The organism is Streptomyces sp. NBC_00086 (assembly GCF_026343255.1).
Lineage (GTDB): Bacteria > Actinomycetota > Actinomycetes > Streptomycetales > Streptomycetaceae > Streptomyces.
The window spans coordinates 76629-96970 of sequence record NZ_JAPELZ010000003.1; the positions used below are offsets into that span (position 1 = coordinate 76629).

The 20342-nt window shown below is 72.9% G+C and carries 2 protein-coding genes; both read left to right on the plus strand.

The features are described from left to right. Positions 1–94: 94 nt before the first annotated feature. Positions 95–14863 carry a type I polyketide synthase gene (locus OG276_RS39155; protein WP_266914329.1) on the plus strand — a complete coding sequence of 4923 codons (14769 nt, stop codon included), beginning with the start codon at positions 95–97 and terminating at the stop codon, positions 14861–14863. A gap of 41 nt (positions 14864–14904) precedes the next feature. Next, complete coding sequence (locus tag OG276_RS39160) at positions 14905–20334, plus strand: type I polyketide synthase (protein WP_266914331.1); 5430 nt, start codon at positions 14905–14907, stop codon at positions 20332–20334. Positions 20335–20342: the final 8 nt, after the last annotated feature.

Sequence of the window (20342 nt, forward strand, 5' to 3'; positions counted from 1 at the left end):
ATATAGGGGGGGTGATAGTGGTGCCGTCGGCGGCTGTGAATGTGAGGCTGTTTACCTCCGCATCGCGAGTTTCTATTGACGAAGGGTGTCCGCCATGCTGCGAACCGAATTGATCCGGCCGCTGCCCGAGCTGCTGAGGGCGAACGCCGATCGCTTCGGGGCCAAGGCCGCCTACCGCGATGCGCGGCGGAGCGTGAGCCATGCCGAACTGGAGGCACGCACCCGCAGACTGGCCGGCCATCTCGCCGGCCTGCGTCTGCAGCCGGGTGACCGGGCCGCGATCCTGCACGGCAACAGCGTGGAATTCGTCGAAAGCTACCTCGCGATCACCCGGGCAGCCGGCGTGGGCGTGCCGCTCAACCCCCGCCTCACCGAGTCCGAGCTCTCCTACCTGCTGGAGGACAGCGGCGCCCGCGTCGTCATCACCGAGCCCTCCCGGATCGAGCTCGTCGCCCGCCTCCTCCAGGACCGCCCGCACATCCGGGTGATCGTCACCGGCGACGAGGGGATCCCGGCCGGGGCCCCCGCGGGCACCGTCTCCTACGACGTGCTGGCCGCCACCGAGCCCGCCGAGCCCGCCCGCGACGACCTCGGGCTCGACGACGTCGCCTGGATGCTCTACACCTCGGGCACCACCGGCAAGCCCAAGGGCGTCCTCTCCACCCAGCGCAACTGCCTGACGTCCGTGGCCGCCTGCTACGCGCCGATCCCCGGCATGACCGAGCAGGACCGGGTCGTCTGGCCCCTGCCGCTCTTCCACAGCCTCGCGCACATCGTCTGCGTGCTCACCGTCACCGCCGTCGGAGCCACCGCCCGCCTCGTCGACGGCTTCTCCTCCGACGAGATCCTCGACGCCGTCAAGGAAGAGAAGGCCACGTTCCTCGCCGGTGTGCCGACGATGTACCACTACCTCGTCCAGGCCGCCAAGGAGCGCGGGTTCAGTGCCCCCGATCTGCGCATGTGCCTGGTCGGCGGCGCCATCACCACGGCCGAGCTGCGCCGGTCCTTCGAAGAGGTCTTCGGGGCCCCGCTGCTCGACGCCTACGGCTCGACCGAGACCTGCGGTTCCATCACCATCAACTGGCCCACCGGCGCCCGGGTCGAGGGTTCCTGCGGCCTCCCCGTCCCCGGCCTCGGCGTACGCCTGGTCCACCCCGAGACCGGTGCGGACGTCGCCACCGGCGAGGAGGGCGAGGTCTGGGTCAAGGGCGCCAGCGTCATGGTCGGCTACCACAACCAGCCCGAGGCCACCGCCGCCGCCGTCACCGACGGCTGGTTCCGCACCGGCGACCTCGCCCGCCGCGACGAGCAGGGCTACTTCACCGTGACCGGCCGCATCAAGGAACTGGTCATCCGGGGCGGCGAGAACATCCACCCGGGCGAGGTCGAGGAAGTGCTGCGCGGGGTGCCGGGCGTCGCCGACGTCGCCGTCGCGGGCAAGGCGCACCGGGTGCTCGGGGAGGTCCCGGTGGCCTTCCTCGTCCCGGGCCCCCAGGGACTCGACCTGGAGCGCCTCTTCGACGCCTGCCGCGAGCACCTGGCGTACTACAAGATCCCCGAGGAGCTCTACGAGATCGACCGCATCCCGCGGACCGCCTCCGGGAAGATCATGCGCCACGTCCTGCTGGAGCGCCCCGCCCGACTGCGCGCCTCGGGCGACGGCCGCTACGAATCGCTCTTCCGCACCGACTGGCTGCCCCTGCCGTCCGTGTCCGCCCCGCAGGTGGTCCCGGGCCACTGGGCCGCGGCCGGCGACATCTACGGCAGCGGCCTGACCGGCGCCCTGGAGGACCTCGGCAACACCGTCGACACCCACCTCGCGCTCGGCGGCCTCGCGGGCCTCGCCGACGTGGACGGCCTCGCCGGTGTCGACGCCCTCGACTCGCTCGTCGAGGGGCTCGCCGAGGGCGCCGCCGCCCCCGACGTCGCGCTGCTGCTGCTCGGCGAGACCGACGAGAGCGCCGGCCCCCGCCGCGCCGACGCGGTCGAGGCCCTCGTGGGGCGGGTGGCCCGCGGCCTGGACGGCTGGCTGGCCGAGGAGCGCACCGCCCTGGTGCCGCTCGTCATCGCCACCTGCGACGCCGTCGCCACCGGACCCGACGACGACCTGGACGGGATGGCCCACGCCGCCGTCTGGGGCCTGGTCCGCTCCTACCAGGCCGAGCACCCGGACCGGTTCCTGCTGACCGACCTCGGCGCCGACGAGGAGCTCGACGACCCCCGCACCGCCGCCGCCCTCTGCGCCGCCTTCGCCTCGCAGGAGCCGCAGTCCGCGATCCGCGACGGTGTCGTGCTCCGCCCCCGGCTCGTACGGGCCTCCGCCTCGGCCGCGGGCAGCCGGTCCACCGGCGGGACCTCGGTCCCCGACGTCACCGGCACCGTCCTGCTGACCGGCGCCGACGGCCTCGCAGCCGAGAGCATCGCCCGCCACCTCGTCGAGGTGTACGACGCCCGCCGGGTGCTCCTGGTCAGCAAGGGCGGCCGCAACGACCCGGCCGCCGCCGCCCTGCAGGCCGAACTGGCCCGCGCAGGCGCCGAGATCCGCCTGGAGGCCTGCGACGTCGCCGACCGCAAGGCGCTCACCAAGCTCCTCGCCAAGACCGCGCATCCGCTCACCGCCGTCGTGCACACCGCGGGCCGGGAGGACCTCGGCAGCGCCCAGGGACGCCACCTCGCGCTCCAGGGTGCAGTGAACCTGCACGAGCTCACCAAGGACTCCACGCTCGCGACGTTCATCCTGGTCCCCACGGCCGACGGCATCCTCGGCACCCCCGGCCACGGCGCCGCCGCGGCGGCCGCCGCCGGCCTCGACGCGATCGCCGGCCACCGCCACGCGCTGGGCCTGCCCGCGCTCTCCTTCGCGCTGGGCCCCTGGGACGGCGCCGCCGCCAGCGCCCCCGGCCACGCCTGGCCCACGGGTGCCGGCATGCTGTCCACGCAGGAGACCCTGGCCATGTTCGACGCCGCGCACACGGTCGCGCAGGCGCAGCTGACCGCCGTACGCCCCGACACCTCGGCCCTGCCCGAAGGGGAGGTCCCGGCGCTGCTGGCCGACCTGATCGACACTCCGCGACGGGCGGCCGCGGCCCCCGACGAGGACCACTCACAGGCCTTCAAGGCCCGCTTCGAGGGCATCTCGGAGGCCGAGCAGGACCGGCTCCTGACCGAACTCGTCGCCGCGCAGGTCCGCACCATCACCGGGCTGACCTCCTTCGACACCAGCCGCAGCTTCAAGGAGCTCGGCTTCACCTCGGCCACCGCTGTCGAGCTGCGCAACCGCCTCACCGAGGAGTCGGGCCTCCGGCTCCCGGTCACCCTGGCCTTCGACCACCCCAAGCCCGCGGCCGTCGCCGCGTACCTGCGCAAGCGGCTGTTCGGCAGCGCTGCCGGCGAGCCCGCCGTGGACTACCCCGAGCCGACGGTCTCCGACGAGCCCATCGCCATCGTGGGCATGGGTTGCAAGCTTCCCGGCGGGGTGTCCTCGCCCGAGGAGCTGTGGCGGCTGGTCGCCGAAGGCACCGACGCCGTCACCGAGTTCCCCGACAACCGCGGCTGGGACCTGGAACGCCTCTACCACCCGGACCCCGCCAACCCGGGCACCTCGTACACCCGGCACGGCGGCTTCCTGCCGGAGGTGGCCGACTTCGACGCCGCGTTCTTCGGGATCTCGCCCCGCGAGGCCATCGCCATGGACCCGCAGCAGCGGCTCCTGCTGGAGACCTCCTGGGAGACCGTCGAGCGCGCCGGCATCGACCCCACCTCGCTCGGCGGTTCCCACATCGGCGTGTTCAGCGGCGTGATGCACCACGACTACGCGAGCAACATCCAGCAGGTTCCCGAAGGCACCGAGGGCTACCTCGGAATCGGCACCGCGGGCAGCGTGGCCTCCGGCCGCGTCTCCTACACCCTCGGTCTGGAGGGTCCGGCCGTCACCGTCGACACCGCCTGCTCCTCTTCCCTGGTCGCCCTGCACCTCGCCACCCAGTCGCTGCGCCAGGGCGAATGCTCCATGGCGCTCGCGGGCGGCGCCGCCGTGATGGCGACCCCGGGCGTGTTCGTGGAGTTCTCCCGGCAGCGCGGACTCGCCGAGGACGGCCGCGCGAAGGCCTTCTCCTCGGGCGCCGACGGCACCGCCTGGGCCGAGGGCGTCGCCGTCGTCCTGCTGGAGCGGCTTTCGGATGCCCGCCGCAACGGGCACCCGGTGCTCGCGGTGGTCCGCGGCTCCGCCGTCAATCAGGACGGAGCCTCTAATGGCCTGACGGCGCCCAACGGCCCGTCTCAGGAGCGGGTGATCCGCCAGGCACTGGCCAATGCCCGCCTCACCACGGCGGACGTGGACACCGTCGAGGCGCACGGTACGGGCACGGTCCTCGGCGACCCGATCGAAGCCCAGGCCATCCTGGCCACCTACGGGCAGAACCGCGGCGAGCGCGACCCGCTGTGGCTCGGCTCCCTGAAGTCCAACATCGGGCACGCCCAGTCGTCGGCCGGCGTCGCCGGCGTCATCAAGATGGTCATGGCCCTCCAGAACGAGGAGATCCCCAAGACCCTCCACATAGACGAGCCCACCCCGCACGTCGAGTGGTCCGCGGGCGCGGTGGAGTTGCTGACCGAGGCGCGTGGGTGGCCGCGGCGTGAGGATCGTGCGCGGCGGGCTGGTGTGTCGTCGTTCGGGGTGAGCGGCACCAACGCTCATGTGGTGATCGAGGAGGCTCCCGCGGAGGAGCCCGTCGAGCGGGCCACGGGCTTCTCGGGTCCGTTGCCGTTCGTGGTGTCGGCGAAGTCGGCGCAGGCGCTGAGGGCGCAGGCGCACAAGCTCGCCGACCACCTTGAGGCCCGGGACCAGGACGCGGTCCGGGCCGAGGACATCGCGTACTCCCTGGTGGCGACGCGTGCGGCGCTGGAGCATCGGGCGGTGGTGGTCGCGGACGGTGCCGTCGAGGCGATCGCTGGTCTGCGCGCCGTCGCCGAGGGGAGCACGGCCGGGTCGGTGGCCTCGTCGGGTCGTCTGGCGGTGTTGTTCACGGGTCAGGGTGCGCAGCGGTTGGGTATGGGCCGTGAGTTGTACGGGTCTTTCCCGGTGTTCGCCGAAGCCTTTGATGCTGTGGTGGCGGAGTTGGACCGGCATCTGGACCGGTCGTTGAAGGGGGTGGTGTTCGAGGCTGCGGACGATGCGGATCTGAACCGGACGGAGTTCACGCAGCCGGCTCTCTTCGCGGTTGAGGTGGCGTTGTTCCGTCTGGCGGAGTCGTGGGGTGTGCGTCCGGATTTCGTGGCGGGGCATTCGATTGGTGAGCTGGCTGCCGCGCATGTGGCGGGGGTGTGGTCGCTGGCGGATGCGGCGCGTTTGGTGGCGGCGCGTGGTCGTTTGATGCAGGCGTTGCCTTCGGGTGGCGCGATGATCGCGGTCCAGGCGACGGAGGCGGAGGTTCTTCCGCACCTGGTCGATGGTGTCGGTATCGCCGCGATCAACGGTCCGTCGTCGGTGGTGGTTTCCGGTGAGGAGGCTGCGGCCGAGCAGGTGGCCGGCCACTTCACCGGGCTGGGTCGTAAGACGAAGCGGCTGGTGGTCAGTCATGCTTTCCATTCGCTGCTGATGGACCCGATGCTCGCGGAGTTCCGCGAGATCGCCGCGGGTCTGACTTACAACGCGCCCCGGATTCCTGTGGTCTCCAACGTGACGGGCAAGGTCGCCGGGACCGAGGAGCTGCTGTCTCCGGAGTACTGGGTGCGGCACGTCCGCGATGCCGTCCGCTTCGCCGACGGCATCTCCGCCCTCCAGGAGCAGGGCGTGACCACCTTCCTGGAGGCCGGACCGGACGGGGTCCTCACGGCCCTCGCCCAGGAGATCCTGGACGGCGCCGACGTCCAGCTCGCCACCCTCCAGCGCCGCGGCCGCTCCGAGACCGGTACGGCACTGACCGCCCTCGGCGCGCTGCACACCGCCGGCGTCACCCTCGACTGGGACTCCGTGTTCGCCGCCACCGGCGCCCGCCGCGTGGAACTGCCCACGTACGCCTTCCAGCGCGAGCGCTTCTGGCTCGAAGAGGCTGCCGGGGCAGGCGCCGGCGACGTCTCGGGCGCGGGCCTCGCCGGCGCCGAGCACCCGCTGCTCGGCGCGGTGACCCGTCTCCCCGACTCCGGCGGCGTCCTCGCCACCGGTCTGCTGTCCGTCCGCACCCAGCCCTGGCTCGCCGACCACGCCGTCTCCGGCACGATCCTCGTACCCGGCGCCGCCCTGGTCGAACTGGTCGTACGGGCCGGCGACGAGGTCGGCGCGAACCTCCTCGACGAACTCGTCATCGAGACCCCGCTCGTCCTGCCCGAGAAGGGCGGCGTCCGCATCCAGGTCGTCGTCGCGGGCGCCGTCGACGGACGGCGCGCCGTCAGCCTCTACTCGGCCGCTCAGGACGCCGCACCCGAATTCCCCTGGACCCGCCACGTCACCGGCACCCTCTCCGAGAACACCCCCGCGGCCCAGGAGTTCGACTTCACCTCCTGGCCCCCGGCCGGCGTGGAGAAGATCGACCTCGACGGCTTCTACGAGGGGCGGGCCGCCGCCGGACTGGAGTACGGCCCGGTCTTCCAGGGCGTACGGCACGCCTGGCGGCGCGGCGAGGAGGTCTTCGCCGAGATCGTCCTGCCCGACGGAGGCGAAGCCGAACGCTTCGGCCTGCACCCCGCCCTGCTCGACGCCGCCCTGCAGTCCAGCACCTTCTGCCCCGGCCAGGAAGCCGACGCCGGGCAGACCAGGCTCCCCTTCGCCTGGAACGAGGTCGCCGTACACGCCTCCGGCGCCTCCGCGCTGCGCGTCCGCGCCGTCCCCGCCGGCTCCAACGGGGTCGCACTGGAACTGGCCGACCAGACCGGTGCGCCGGTCGCCACCATCGGCTCCATGGTGCTGCGCCCCGTCTCCACCGACCAGCTGGGCACGGTCCGCACCCCGCTCCACGACTCCCTCTTCCAGGTGGAGTGGACCCCGCTGGAGCTGCCCGGAGCCGGCGCCGAAGACCTCACCGGCTTCGTCCTCGCGGACATCTCCGAGCCCGTCGCCGCCGGCCCCGAAGGGGTCCGCGAGCTGACGGCCCGGGCGCTCGCCGCCCTCCAGGACCGGACCGCCGAGGACGTCCGCCTCGCCGTGCTCACCCGCGACCCCGTCGCGGACGCCGCCGCCTCCGCCGTCTGGGGCCTGGTGCGCTCCGCGCAGTCCGAGAACCCCGACTCCATCGTCCTCGTCGCCCTCGACGAGGACCCGGCCTCGCGCGCCGTGCTCGCCGCGGCCCTCGCCACCGGCGAACCACAGCTCGCCCTGCGCGCCGGCCTCGCCACCGTGCCCCGGCTCGCCCGCGCCGGCGGCGGTGGCGTACTGCCCGTCCCCGCGGACACGGACACCTGGCACCTGGACGTCACCGCCGCCGGCACCCTGGAGAACCTGGCGCTGCTGCACAGCCCCGAGCTGGACGAGCCGCTCGTCGAGGGCCAGGTCCGCATCGCGGTCCGCGCCGCGGGCCTGAACTTCCGCGACGTCCTCATCGCGCTCGGCATGTACCCGGGCAAGGCCCACTTCGGCGGGGAAGGCGCCGGCGTGGTCCTGGAGACCGGTCCCGGCGTCACCTCCCTCGCCCCCGGCGACCGCGTGATGGGCCTGCTGCGCGACGGCTTCGGCCCGCAGGCCCTGGCCGACCACCGCCACCTGGTACGGATCCCGGCCGGCTGGACCTACGAGCAGGCCGCCACCGTCCCGATCGTCTTCACCACCGCCTTCTACGGCCTGTTCGACCGGGCCGGGCTCAGCGCCGGCGAGAGCGTGCTCGTGCACGCCGCCGCCGGTGGCGTGGGCATGGCCGCCGTCCAGCTCGCCCGCCACTTCGGTGCCGAGGTCTTCGGCACCGCCAGCCCCGGCAAGTGGGACGCCCTGCGGGCAGGCGGCCTGGACGAGGCGCACCTCGGCAACTCCCGCACCCTGGAGTTCAAGGAGCGCTTCCTCGCCGCCACCGACGGCCGGGGCGTGGACGTGGTCCTCGACGCACTCGCCCACGAGTTCGTCGACGCCTCCCTCGAACTGCTCCCGCGCGGCGGCCGGTTCCTGGAGATGGGCAAGACCGACATCCGCGAGCCGCAGGAGGTCGCCGCCGCCCACCCGGGCGTCGCCTACCAGGCGTTCGACCTGGTCGAGGCGGGACCGGACCGGGTCCAGGAGATCCTCTCCGAACTGGTCGACCTCTTCGAGGCGGGCTCCCTCAAGCCGCTGCCGGTCAAGGTGTGGGACGTCCGCAAGGCCCCGGAGGCCTTCCGTTTCGTCAGCCAGGCCCGCCACATCGGCAAGGTGGCCCTCACCGTCCCGCGCGCCCTGGACCGTGCGGGGACGGCGCTGATCACGGGTGGTACGGGGACGCTGGGCCGGCTGGCCGCGCGTCATCTGGTGCGTGTGCACGGGGTGAGGCGGTTGATACTGACGAGCCGTCGTGGTCTGGCGGCGGAGGGTGCCGTCGAGCTCCGTGAGGAGCTGGTGGCGCTGGGTGCCGAGGTTCGTATCGAGGCGTGTGACGCGGCCGATCGGGACGCGCTGGCCGCTCTGCTGGCCTCCGTACCGGTCGAGCATCCGCTGACGGCCGTGGTGCACACGGCGGGTGTGCTGGACGACGGGGTGATCTCCGCTCTGAGTCCGGAGCGGCTGGAGAAGGTGTTCCGTCCCAAGGTGGACGCGGCCTGGAACCTCCACGAGCTCACCCGGGACCTCGACCTCGCCGCCTTCGTCCTCTACTCCTCCGCCGCGAACGTCTTCGGAAACCCCGGCCAGGGCAACTACGCGGCCGCCAACGGCTTCCTCGACGGCCTCGCCCGCCACCGCCGGGACCTCGGACTCACCGCCACCTCGCTGGCCTGGGGCTTCTGGTCCGAGACCAGCACCATGACGGAGAGCCTCGACGGAGCCGCCCTTCAGCGCAACAAGCGCGACGGCATGCTCGGCATCACCGCCGAGATCGGCAACGCGCTCTTCGATGCCGCACTGGACTCCGCCGAAGGCGCTCTCGTCCCGGCCCGGCTGGACCTCCCGGCCCTCCGCGCCCGGTCCGCCGACGACCCGGTCCCCGTACTCCTGCAGGGCCTGGTCCGCCGGACCCGCCAGGCGGCCAAGGCCGGCGCGGTGCCCGCGGGTTCCCTCGTGCAGGAGCTCACCGGACTGCCGCTGGAGGAGCAGGAACGCCTCCTGCTGGAACTGGTCCGCGGGCAGGCGGCGACCGTGCTCGGCCACTCCGGCGCGCACACCGTCGACGGCGAGCGTGCTTTCAAGGACGCCGGCTTCGACTCGCTGACCTCCGTCGAACTGCGCAACAGGCTGTCCGCCGCCTCCGGCGTCCGGCTGTCGGCGACCGTGGTCTTCGACTACCCGACACCGCTGGCCCTGGCCCGCCACCTCCGTACCGAACTGGGTCTCGGCGACCAGCCGGTGATCACCGCCCAGGAGGTCACCACCTCCGCCACCGCCGACGGGGACGACGACCCGATCGTCATCGTGTCCATGGCCTGCCGCTTCCCGGCGGGCGTCACCAGCCCCGAGGGCCTGTGGCAGTTGGTCGCCGACGGCGTCGACGCCATGGGCGGCTTCCCCGACAACCGCGGCTGGGACCTGGACAACCTCTTCGACCCGGACCCGGAAGCCATCGACAAGGTGTACGTCGACCGGGGCGCCTTCCTCCACGACGTCGGCGAGTTCGACGCGGGCTTCTTCGGGATCTCGCCGCGCGAGGCCCTCGCGATGGACCCGCAGCAGCGGCTGCTGCTGGAGACCTCCTGGGAGACCCTGGAGCGCGCCGGCATCGACCCGGCCGAGCTCCGCGGCAGCGACACCGGCGTCTTCACCGGCATCATCAGCCACGACTACACCGTCCGGCTGCAGCAGGCCCCCGCAGAACTCCAGGGCCTGCGCCTGACCGGCACCGCGGGCAGCGTGGCCTCCGGCCGCGTCTCCTACACGCTCGGCCTGGAAGGGCCCTCGCTCAGCATCGACACGGCCTGCTCCTCCTCCCTGGTGGCCCTGCACATGGCCGTCCAGGCCCTGCGGACCGGCGAATGCACGATGGCCCTGGCCAGCGGCGCGATGGTCATGGCGACCCCGGACACCTACGTGGAGTTCTCCCGCCAGCGCGGGCTGGCCCGTGACGGCAAGGTCAAGGCCTTCTCGGCCGGTGCCGACGGCACCGCCTGGGCCGAGGGCGTGGGCGTACTCCTGGTGGAGAAGCTGTCGGACGCCCGCCGCAACGGGCACCCGGTGCTCGCGGTGGTCCGCGGCTCCGCCGTCAACCAGGACGGAGCCTCCAACGGGCTCACGGCCCCGAACGGCCCCGCGCAGCAGCGCGTCATCCAGCAGGCCCTCGCCAACGGCGGCCTGACCCCGCAGGACGTGGACGCGGTCGAGGCGCACGGCACCGGCACCGCGCTCGGCGACCCGATCGAGGCCCAGGCCATCCTGGCCACCTACGGTCAGAACCGCGGGGAGCTGGACCCGCTGTGGCTCGGCTCGCTGAAGTCCAACATGGGCCACTCGCAAGGCGCGGCCGGCGTCGCCAGCATCATCAAGATGGTCATGGCGCTGCAGAACGACCTGCTGCCCAAGACGCTGCACGTGGACGCCCCGACCCCCAAGGTCGACTGGGAGTCGGGTGCGGTGGAGCTCCTGACCGAGGCGCGCGCCTGGCCGCGCTCGGAGCGTCCGCGTCGCGTCGGCGTCTCCTCCTTCGGGGTCAGCGGCACCAACGCCCACGTGGTCATCGAGGAGGCGCCCGCCGAGGCGGCCCCCGAGCCCATGGCCCCGGCCTTCTCGGGTCCGTTGCCGTTCGTGGTGTCGGCGAAGTCGGCGCAGGCGCTGAGGGCGCAGGCGCACAAGCTCGCCGACCACCTAGAGGCCCGGGACCAGGACGCGGTCCGTGCCGAGGACATCGCGTACTCCCTGGTGACGAGCCGTGCGGCGCTGGAGCACCGCGCCGTGGTCGTCGCCGCCGGCGCGCAGGACGCGGCAGCGAGCCTGCGGGCGCTGGCCGACGGCGATGACGTCGCCTCCGTCTCGGGCGGTCGTCTGGCGGTGTTGTTCACGGGTCAGGGTGCGCAGCGGTTGGGTATGGGCCGTGAGTTGTACGGGTCTTTCCCGGTGTTCGCCGAAGCGTTTGATGCTGTGGTGGCGGAGTTGGACCGGCATCTGGACCGGTCGTTGAAGGGGGTGGTGTTCGAGGCTGCGGACGATGCGGATCTGAATCGGACGGAGTTCACGCAGCCGGCTCTCTTCGCGGTTGAGGTGGCGTTGTTCCGTCTGGCGGAGTCGTGGGGTGTGCGTCCGGATTTCGTGGCGGGGCATTCGATTGGTGAGCTGGCTGCCGCGCATGTGGCGGGGGTGTGGTCGCTGGCGGATGCGGCGCGTTTGGTGGCGGCGCGTGGTCGTTTGATGCAGGCGTTGCCTTCGGGTGGCGCGATGATCGCGGTCCAGGCGACGGAGGCGGAGGTCCTTCCGCACCTGGTCGATGGTGTCGGTATCGCCGCGATCAACGGTCCGGCCTCCGTGGTCGTGTCCGGTGAGGCTGACGCGGCCGAGGAGGTCGCCGGCCACTTCACCGGACTGGGTCGTAAGACGAAGCGGCTGGTGGTCAGCCACGCTTTCCATTCGCTGCTGATGGACCCGATGCTCGCGGAGTTCCGCGAGATCGCCGCGGGCCTGACTTACAACGCGCCTCGCATCCCGGTCGTCTCCACCCTGACGGGCAAGCTCGCCGCCACGGAGGAACTGCTCTCGCCCGAGTACTGGGTGCGGCACGTCCGCGAGGCCGTCCGCTTCGCCGACGGCATCCACACCCTGCACGAGCAGGGCGTGACCACCTTCCTCGAAGCCGGACCGGACGGGGTTCTCACGGCCCTCGCCCAGGAGATCCTGGACGGCGCCGACGTCCAGCTCGCCACCCTCCAGCGCCGCGGCCGCTCCGAGACCGATGCCGCGCTGACCGCCCTCGGCAAGCTCCACACCGCCGGCCGCGCCGTCGACTGGAAGCCGGCCCTCGCCGCGCTGGCCGCCGACGCCCGCCGCGTGGAACTGCCGACGTACGCCTTCCAGCACGACTGGTACTGGCCCGAGGTCTGGGGCGGCACGGTCGACGCGGCCTCGCTGGGTCTCGCCGGGGCCGATCACGCCCTGGTCGGTGCCTGGGTGCCGCTGCCCGCAACGGGTGGTGTGCTCGGTACCGGTCTGCTGTCGGTCCGTACCCAGCCCTGGCTGGCCGACCACGTGGTGTCCGGCACGATCCTCGTACCGGGTGCCGCTCTGGTCGAACTGGTCGTCCGGGCCGGTGACGAGGCCGGTACGAGCGTCATCGACGAACTCGTCATCGAAGCCCCGCTGGTGCTGCCCGAGAAGGGCGGCGTACGGATCCAGGTCGCGGTGTCGGCCCTCGACGACCTGGGCCGCCGCCCGGTCGCCGTCTACTCGGCGGCCCAGGACGCGAACCCCGAGGAGCCGTGGATCCGGCACGTCAGCGGCTTCCTGGCCAAGCAGGACGAGGCCCCGGCCTTCGACTTCGGGGTCTGGCCGCCGGCCGGCGCCGAGGCCGCGGACGTCTCCGACTTCTACGAGCGCCAGCTCGCCGCCGGCTACACCTACGGACCGGCCTTCCAAGGGGTCCAGTCCGTCTGGACCAAGGGCGACGAGGTCTACGCCGAGGTCGTCCTCCCGGACGGCCAGAAGGCCGACGGCTTCGGCCTGCACCCGGCCCTGCTCGACGCGGCCCTGCAGACCACCAGCTTCCTCGGCACCGGCGAGACCGAAGAGGGCACGACCCGGCTGCCGTTCGCCTGGAACGAGGTCGCGCTCTACGCCTCCGGCGCCTCCGCCCTGCGGGTCCGCGCGGCCCGCTCCGGCACCGACGGCCTCACGCTGGAGCTCGCCGACCACACCGGCGCGCCCGTGGCCGCCATCGGCACCCTCGCCATGCGGGCGGTGTCCACCCGGCAGCTCGGCGCGGCCGGCGGCCAGAGCCACGAATCGCTGTACCGGACCGACTGGGCCGCGGTGACCCTGCCGCAGACCGGCCGGACCGCCTTCGAGCTGGTCTCCGAGGCCGCCTGCGTCCGGGCTCTGGCCGAGGCCGTGGCCTCCGGCACCCCGGCTCCGGAGGTGATCCTCCTCGACACCAGGACCGTCACCGGGGGGACGGGCGCCGCCCGCTCCCACGCCCTGGCCGCCCGGGTGCTCGCGGTGCTGCAGGCCTGGTCCGCCGAGTCACTGCTCGACGGGGCCAAGCTGGTCGTCGCGACCGGCGGAGCCGTCCGCGACGTCACCGACCCGGCCGCCACCGCGGTCTGGGGTCTGGTCCGCTCCGCACAGGCGGAGAACCCGGACCGCATCGTCCTGGTCGACCTGGACCGGGACTCCGAGAACCTGCTGTCCGCGGCGGTCGCCTCCGGCGAACCGCAGCTGGCACTGCGCCGCGGCGCGGCCACCGCGCCGCGCCTGGCCCGCGAACCGCGCGCCGAAGACACCGGTTCCGTACTGGACCCGCAGGGCACCGTCCTCGTCACCGGCGGCACCGGCACGCTCGGTACGCTGCTCGCCCGTCACCTCGTCACGTCCCACCAGGTCAAGCACCTGCTGCTGGTGGGACGCCGAGGCCTCGGAGCGGAAGGTGCCGTCGAGCTCCGCGAGGAGCTGGCGGCGCTGGGTGCCGAGGTTCGTATCGAGGCGTGTGACGCGGCCGATCGGGACGCGCTGGCCGCTCTGCTGGCCTCCGTACCGGTCGAGCATCCGCTGACGGCCGTGGTGCACACGGCCGGTGTCCTGGACGACGGGGTGATCTCCGCGCTGAGTCCGGAGCGGCTGGAGAAGGTGTTCCGTCCCAAGGTGGACGCGGCCTGGAACCTCCACGAGCTCACCCGGGACCTCGACCTCGCCGCCTTCGTCCTCTACTCCTCGGCGGCCGGCGTCTTCGGAACCCCCGGCCAGGGCAACTACGCCTCGGCCAACGCCTACCTCGACGGCCTCGCCCAGTACCGCAAGGACACCGGGAAGGCCGCCGTCTCCCTGGCCTGGGGCCTGTGGGCCGAAGCCACCGGGATGACCGCCCACCTCGACGACGCCGACATCGAACGGGGCCGCCGCGGCGGCATGCTGGGCCTGCCGAACACGGAGGGGCTCGCCCTCTTCGACGCGGCCCTCCACTCCGGCGAAGCCGCCCTGATGCCGGCCAAGCTCGACCTCGCGGAACTGCGCGCCCAGGCCGCCGGTACGGGCGTCCAGCCCATCCTGCACGGCCTGGTCCGACCGGCCCGCCGCGCCGCCAAGGCCGCGGTCCCGACCGGCGAGACCCTCGCCCAGCGCCTCGCCGGACGTACGGAACAGGAGCGGGCACAGCTCCTGCTCGACCTGGTCCGCGTCCAGGTGGCGGCCGTGCTCGGCGTCACCAACCCCGCCACGGTGGACGTGACGCGTGCCTTCAAGGACGCCGGCTTCGACTCGCTCACCGCGGTCGAGTTCCGCAACCGCCTCACCGAGGCGACCGGCGTACGGCTGCCCGCCACCCTCGTCTTCGACTACCCGACGCCCACCGCCCTGGTCCAGCTGCTCCAGGAGCAGCTCACGGTGGAGGAGGCGCCCACCGGCGGCTACTCCGTCCTGGAGGAGCTCGACCGCCTCGAAAGGGCGATCGCCGCACCCTCCGCGGACCGGGACCTCCAGGCGCAGGTGGCCGGTCGCCTGCAGGCCCTCAGCGCCCAGTGGGAGAGCCTGCACGGCCTCCCCGCCGGCGAGGACGCCGGACCCGACCTCGACACGGTCACCGACGACGAGATGTTCGCACTCCTCGACAGCGAGCTCGGTCTGTCCTGAACGGACGGCACTCCACAGAATTCGAAGGGACAGACAGACATATGAGCAGCACTGCGAGCACAGGCGGCTCCGTGGGCGCGGCGGCCTCCTCCGGCACCAACGAGGACAAGCTCCGCGAGTACCTCAAGAAGGCGGTCAACGACCTGCGCAAGGCCAACGGCCGGCTCCGCGAGGTCGAGGCCGAGCGGTCCGAGCCCATCGCCATCGTGGGCATGGGTTGCAAGCTTCCCGGCGGGGTGTCCTCGCCCGAGGAGCTGTGGCGGCTGGTCGCCGAAGGCACCGACGCCATCACCGAGTTCCCCGAGAACCGCGGCTGGGACACCGCCGCGCTGCACGACGAGGACCCCGACCACACCGGCACCTCGTACGTCCGGCACGGAGGGTTCCTGCACGACGCCGGCGAGTTCGACGCCGCGTTCTTCGGCATCTCGCCCCGCGAGGCCCTCTCCATGAACCCGCAGCAGCGGCTCCTGCTGGAGACCTCCTGGGAGACCTTCGAGCACGCCGGCATCGACCCGACCGGCCTGCGGGGGAGCGACATCGGCATCTTCGCCGGCGTCATGCACCACGACTACGCCCCCATGGGCGGGCGGATACCGCCGTCCGTCGAGGGCATGCTCGGCATCGGCAACTCCGGCAGCGCCACCTCCGGCCGCGTCTCCTACACCCTCGGCCTGGAGGGCCCCGCGGTGACGGTGGAGACGGCTTGCTCCTCCTCCCTCGTCGCCATTCACCTGGCCACCCAGTCGCTGCGCACCGGCGAGTGCTCGATGGCCCTGGCCGGCGGTGTCGCCGTGATGGCGACCCCCGACGGGTTCGTGGAGTTCTCCCGGCAGCGCGGACTCGCCAGGGACGGCCGCGCGAAGGCCTTCGCGGCCGGAGCCGACGGCACCAACTGGTCAGAGGGCGCGGGCCTGCTCCTGCTGGAGCGGCTTTCGGATGCCCGTCGCAACGGGCACCCGGTGCTCGCGGTGGTCCGCGGCTCCGCCGTCAATCAGGACGGAGCCTCCAACGGCCTGACCGCCCCCAACGGCCCCGCGCAGCAGCGGGTGATCCGCCAGGCCCTCGCCAACGGCCGCCTGACCGCCTCCGACGTGGACGCGGTCGAGGCGCACGGCACCGGCACCGCGCTCGGCGACCCGATCGAAGCCCAGGCGATCATCGCCACGTACGGCCAGGACCGGCCCGAGGACCAGCCGCTGTGGCTGGGCTCGCTGAAGTCCAACATCGGGCACGCCCAGTCGGCCGCCGGTGTCGCCGGTGTCATCAAGATGGTCGAGGCCATGCGCCACGGGGTGCTGCCGAAGACCCTGCACATCGAGGAACCGACCCCCAAGGTCGACTGGGACGCCGGCGCCGTCGAGCTGCTCACCGAGGCGCGTGGGTGGCCGCGTCGGGAGGATCGTGCGCGGCGGGCTGGTGTGTCGTCGTTCGGGGTGAGCGGCACCAACGCTCATGTGGTCATCGAGGAGGCTCCTGCCGAGGCGGCCCCCGAGCCCATGACCCCGGCCGTGGCGGGTCCGTTGCCGTTCGTGGTGTCGGCGAAGTCGGCGCAGGCGCTGAAGGCGCAGGCGGGCAAGCTCGCCGATCACCTTGAGGCCCGGGCTCAGGATGCGGTCCGGGCCGAGGACATCGCGTATTCGCTGGTGGCGACGCGTGCGGCGCTGGAGCATCGGGCGGTGGTGGTCGCGGACGGTGCTGTCGAGGCGATCGCTGGTCTGCGGGCCGTCGCCGAGGGGAACACGGCCGGGTCGGTGGCCTCGTCGGGTCGTCTGGCGGTGTTGTTCACGGGTCAGGGTGCGCAGCGGTTGGGTATGGGCCGTGAGTTGTACGGGTCTTTCCCGGTGTTTGCCGAAGCTTTTGATGCTGTGGTGGCGGAGTTGGATCGGCATCTGGACCGGTCGTTGAAGGGGGTGGTGTTCGAGGCTGCGGACGATGCGGATTTGAATCGGACGGAGTTCACGCAGCCGGCTCTCTTCGCGGTTGAGGTGGCGTTGTTCCGTCTGGCGGAGTCGTGGGGTGTGCGTCCGGATTTCGTGGCGGGGCATTCGATTGGTGAGCTGGCTGCCGCGCATGTGGCGGGGGTGTGGTCGCTGGCGGATGCGGCGCGTTTGGTGGCGGCGCGTGGTCGTTTGATGCAGGCGTTGCCTTCGGGTGGCGCGATGATCGCGGTCCAGGCGACGGAGGCGGAGGTTCTTCCGCACCTGGTCGATGGTGTCGGTATCGCCGCGATCAACGGTCCGTCGTCGGTGGTGGTTTCCGGTGAGGAGGCTGCGGCCGAGCAGGTGGCCGGCCACTTCACCGGGCTGGGTCGTAAGACGAAGCGGCTGGTGGTCAGTCATGCTTTCCATTCGCTGCTGATGGACCCGATGCTGGCGGAGTTCCGCGAGATCGCGGCGGGTCTGACTTACAACGCGCCCCGGATTCCTGTGGTCTCCAACGTGACGGGCAAGGTCGCCGGGACCGAGGAGCTGCTGTCTCCGGAGTACTGGGTGCGGCACGTCCGCGATGCCGTCCGCTTCGCCGACGGTATCGCCGCCCTCCAAGAGCAGGGCGTCACCACCTTCCTCGAGCTCGGCCCCGGCGGCGTGCTCACCGCCATGGGCGCGGAATCCGCGGCCGAGGACACCGACCCGGTGTTCGTCCCGTTCCTGCGCACCGGCGTCTCCGAGGCGCGCACCGCCATCGCCGCTCTGGGCCGGCTGTTCGCCACCGGAACCCCCACCGACCTCGCCGCGCTCGCCGCGGGCGGCCGCCGGGTGGAACTGCCGACGTACGCCTTCCAGCGCGACTGGTACTGGCTGCGCCCGCTCGACACCGGCGGGGACGCCGTCTCGCTGGGTCTCGCCGGGGCCGATCACGCCCTGGTCGGTGCCTGGGTGCCGCTGCCCGGAACGGGTGGTGTGCTCGGTACCGGTCTGCTGTCGGTCCGTACCCAGCCCTGGCTGGCCGACCACGTGGTGTCCGGCACGATCCTCGTACCGGGTGCCGCTCTGGTCGAACTGGTCGTCCGGGCCGGCGACGAGGCCGGAACGAGCGTCATCGAGGAAATCGTCATCGAGGCGCCGCTCACTCTGCCCGAGAACGGCGGCGTACGGATCCAGGTCGCGGTCTCGGCCCCCGACGACCTGGGCCGCCGCCCGGTCGCCCTGTACTCGGTGGCGCAGGACGCGCACCCGGAGACCCCCTGGGCCCGGCACGTCAGCGGCTTCCTGGCCAAGCAGGACGAGGCCCCGGCCTTCGACTTCGCGGTCTGGCCGCCGGCCGGCGCCGAGGCCGTGAACCTCGACGGCTACTACACCGGCCGGGCGGAAGCCGGGCTGGAGTACGGCCCGGTCTTCCAGGGACTGCGGTCCGTCTGGACGAACGAGGAGCAGGGCGAGGTCTACGCCGAGGTGGCGCTGCCCGAGGGCGTGACGGTGGAAGGCTTCGGCATCCACCCGGCCCTCCTCGACGCGGCCCTCCAGGCCGGCTCGTTCACCCCCACGGGCGGGGACGCCGAGGAAGGCGCACTGCGGCTGCCGTTCGCCTGGAACGACGTCGCGCTCTACGCCTCCGGCGCCTCCGCCCTGCGGGTTCGCGCGGCCCGGTCCGGCACCGACGGCCTCACGCTGGAGCTCGCCGACCACACCGGCGCCCCCGTGGCCGCCGTCGGCACCCTCGTCACCCGGCCCTTCGTGCCGGGAGCCTTCGCCCCGGTCCAGGGTGCCCTGCACGACGCGCTGTTCCGGGTGGACCAGGTGGCGGTCGCCGTAGCCGGCGGCTCCGGGGAGAGCGCCCCCGTCGTCCTGGGCGACGACCACGCCGATCTCGGCGCGCTCGTCGCAGCCCTGCGGGCAGGGGCGGCCGTACCCCCGGCCGTCATCGCCGACCTCACCGGGGCGGACGCGGCTGCCGGGCCCGCGCGGGCCCTTGAACTGACCGCCCGTGCGCTGGACCTGCTCCAGACCTGGGCTGCCACGCCCGAGCTCGAGTCGTCGAAGCTGGTGCTGCGCACCCGCGGCGCCGTCGCCGGGGCCACCGACCCCGCGGCCGCCGCGATAGGGGGCCTGGTCCGCTCCGCCCAGTCGGAGAACCCCGAGCAGTACGTGCTCGTGGACGCCGACGAGAGCGCGGAGCCGCGCGAGATGGCCCGGGCCGCGACCCTCTCGGGCGAGCCCCAGCTGGTCATCCGGGACCACGCGGTCACCGCGCCCCGGCTGGTCCGCGCCTCCGCCGACACCGCCGAACGGCAGCGGCCCCTGGACCGTGCGGGGACGGCGCTGATCACGGGTGGTACGGGGACGCTGGGCCGGCTGGCCGCGCGTCATCTGGTGCGTGTGCACGGGGTGAGGCGGCTGATCCTGACGAGCCGTCGTGGTCTGGCGGCGGAGGGTGCCGTCGAGCTCCGTGAGGAGCTGGTGGCGCTGGGTGCCGAGGTTCGTATCGAGGCGTGTGACGCGGCCGATCGGGACGCGCTGGCCGCTCTGCTGGCCTCCGTACCGGTAGAGCATCCGCTGACGGCCGTGGTGCACACGGCGGGTGTGCTGGACGACGGGGTGATCTCCGCGCTGAGTCCGGAGCGGCTGGAGAAGGTGTTCCGTCCCAAGGTGGACGCGGCCTGGAACCTCCACGAGCTCACCCTCGGCCTCGACCTCGCCGCCTTCGTCCTCTACTCCTCCATCGCCGGTACGGTCGGCAGCGCGGGCCAGGGCAACTACGCCTCGGCCAACGCCTACCTCGACGCCCTCGCCCGGCACCGGGCCGAGGCGGGCCTCCCGGCCACCTCGCTCGCCTGGGGCGTGTGGGAGCAGTCGGGCGGCATGCAGGACACCCTCGCGCAGAGCGACCAGGAGCGGATGGCCCGCACCGGGATGCGGACGCTGAGCGCCGAAGAGGGCATGGCCCTCTTCGACGCCTCGCTGCGCTCGCCGCACCCGGTGCTGGTCCCCGCCCGGTTCGACCTCGCCGCGCTGGGCGCCCGTACCGCGGGCACGCCCGTGCCCCCGGTCCTGCGGGCACTGGTCCGCCCCTCACGGCGCGCCGCACAGGCGGCCGCCGCACCCGCGGGGGAGTCGCTCCTGGAGAAGCTGACGGCGCTGCCCGGCGCCGAGCGGCTCCAGGTGCTCCTGGACCTCGTCGGCGCGCAGGCGGCCGCCGTCCTGGGCCTGGCCGGCGCGGACCAGGTGGAGGGCGACCAGGCCTTCAAGGACCTGGGCTTCGACTCGCTCACAGCGGTCGAGCTGCGCAACCAGCTGGCGGCGGCCACCGGCATCAGGCTGCCCGTCACCCTCGTCTTCGACCACCCGACGCCCAACGCCCTCGCCAAGCGGCTCCAGAGCGCCCTGCTCCCGGAGACCGACGAAGGGCTCGCCGCCGCGGAGTCCGACCCCGCCGGCACACGAGCGGCGGACCAGGCGGAGGTCGACCTGATCGCCGGCATGGACGTGGAGAGCCTCGTGGCGCGCGCACTGGCCACTCCGACCAACTGATTCGGTCT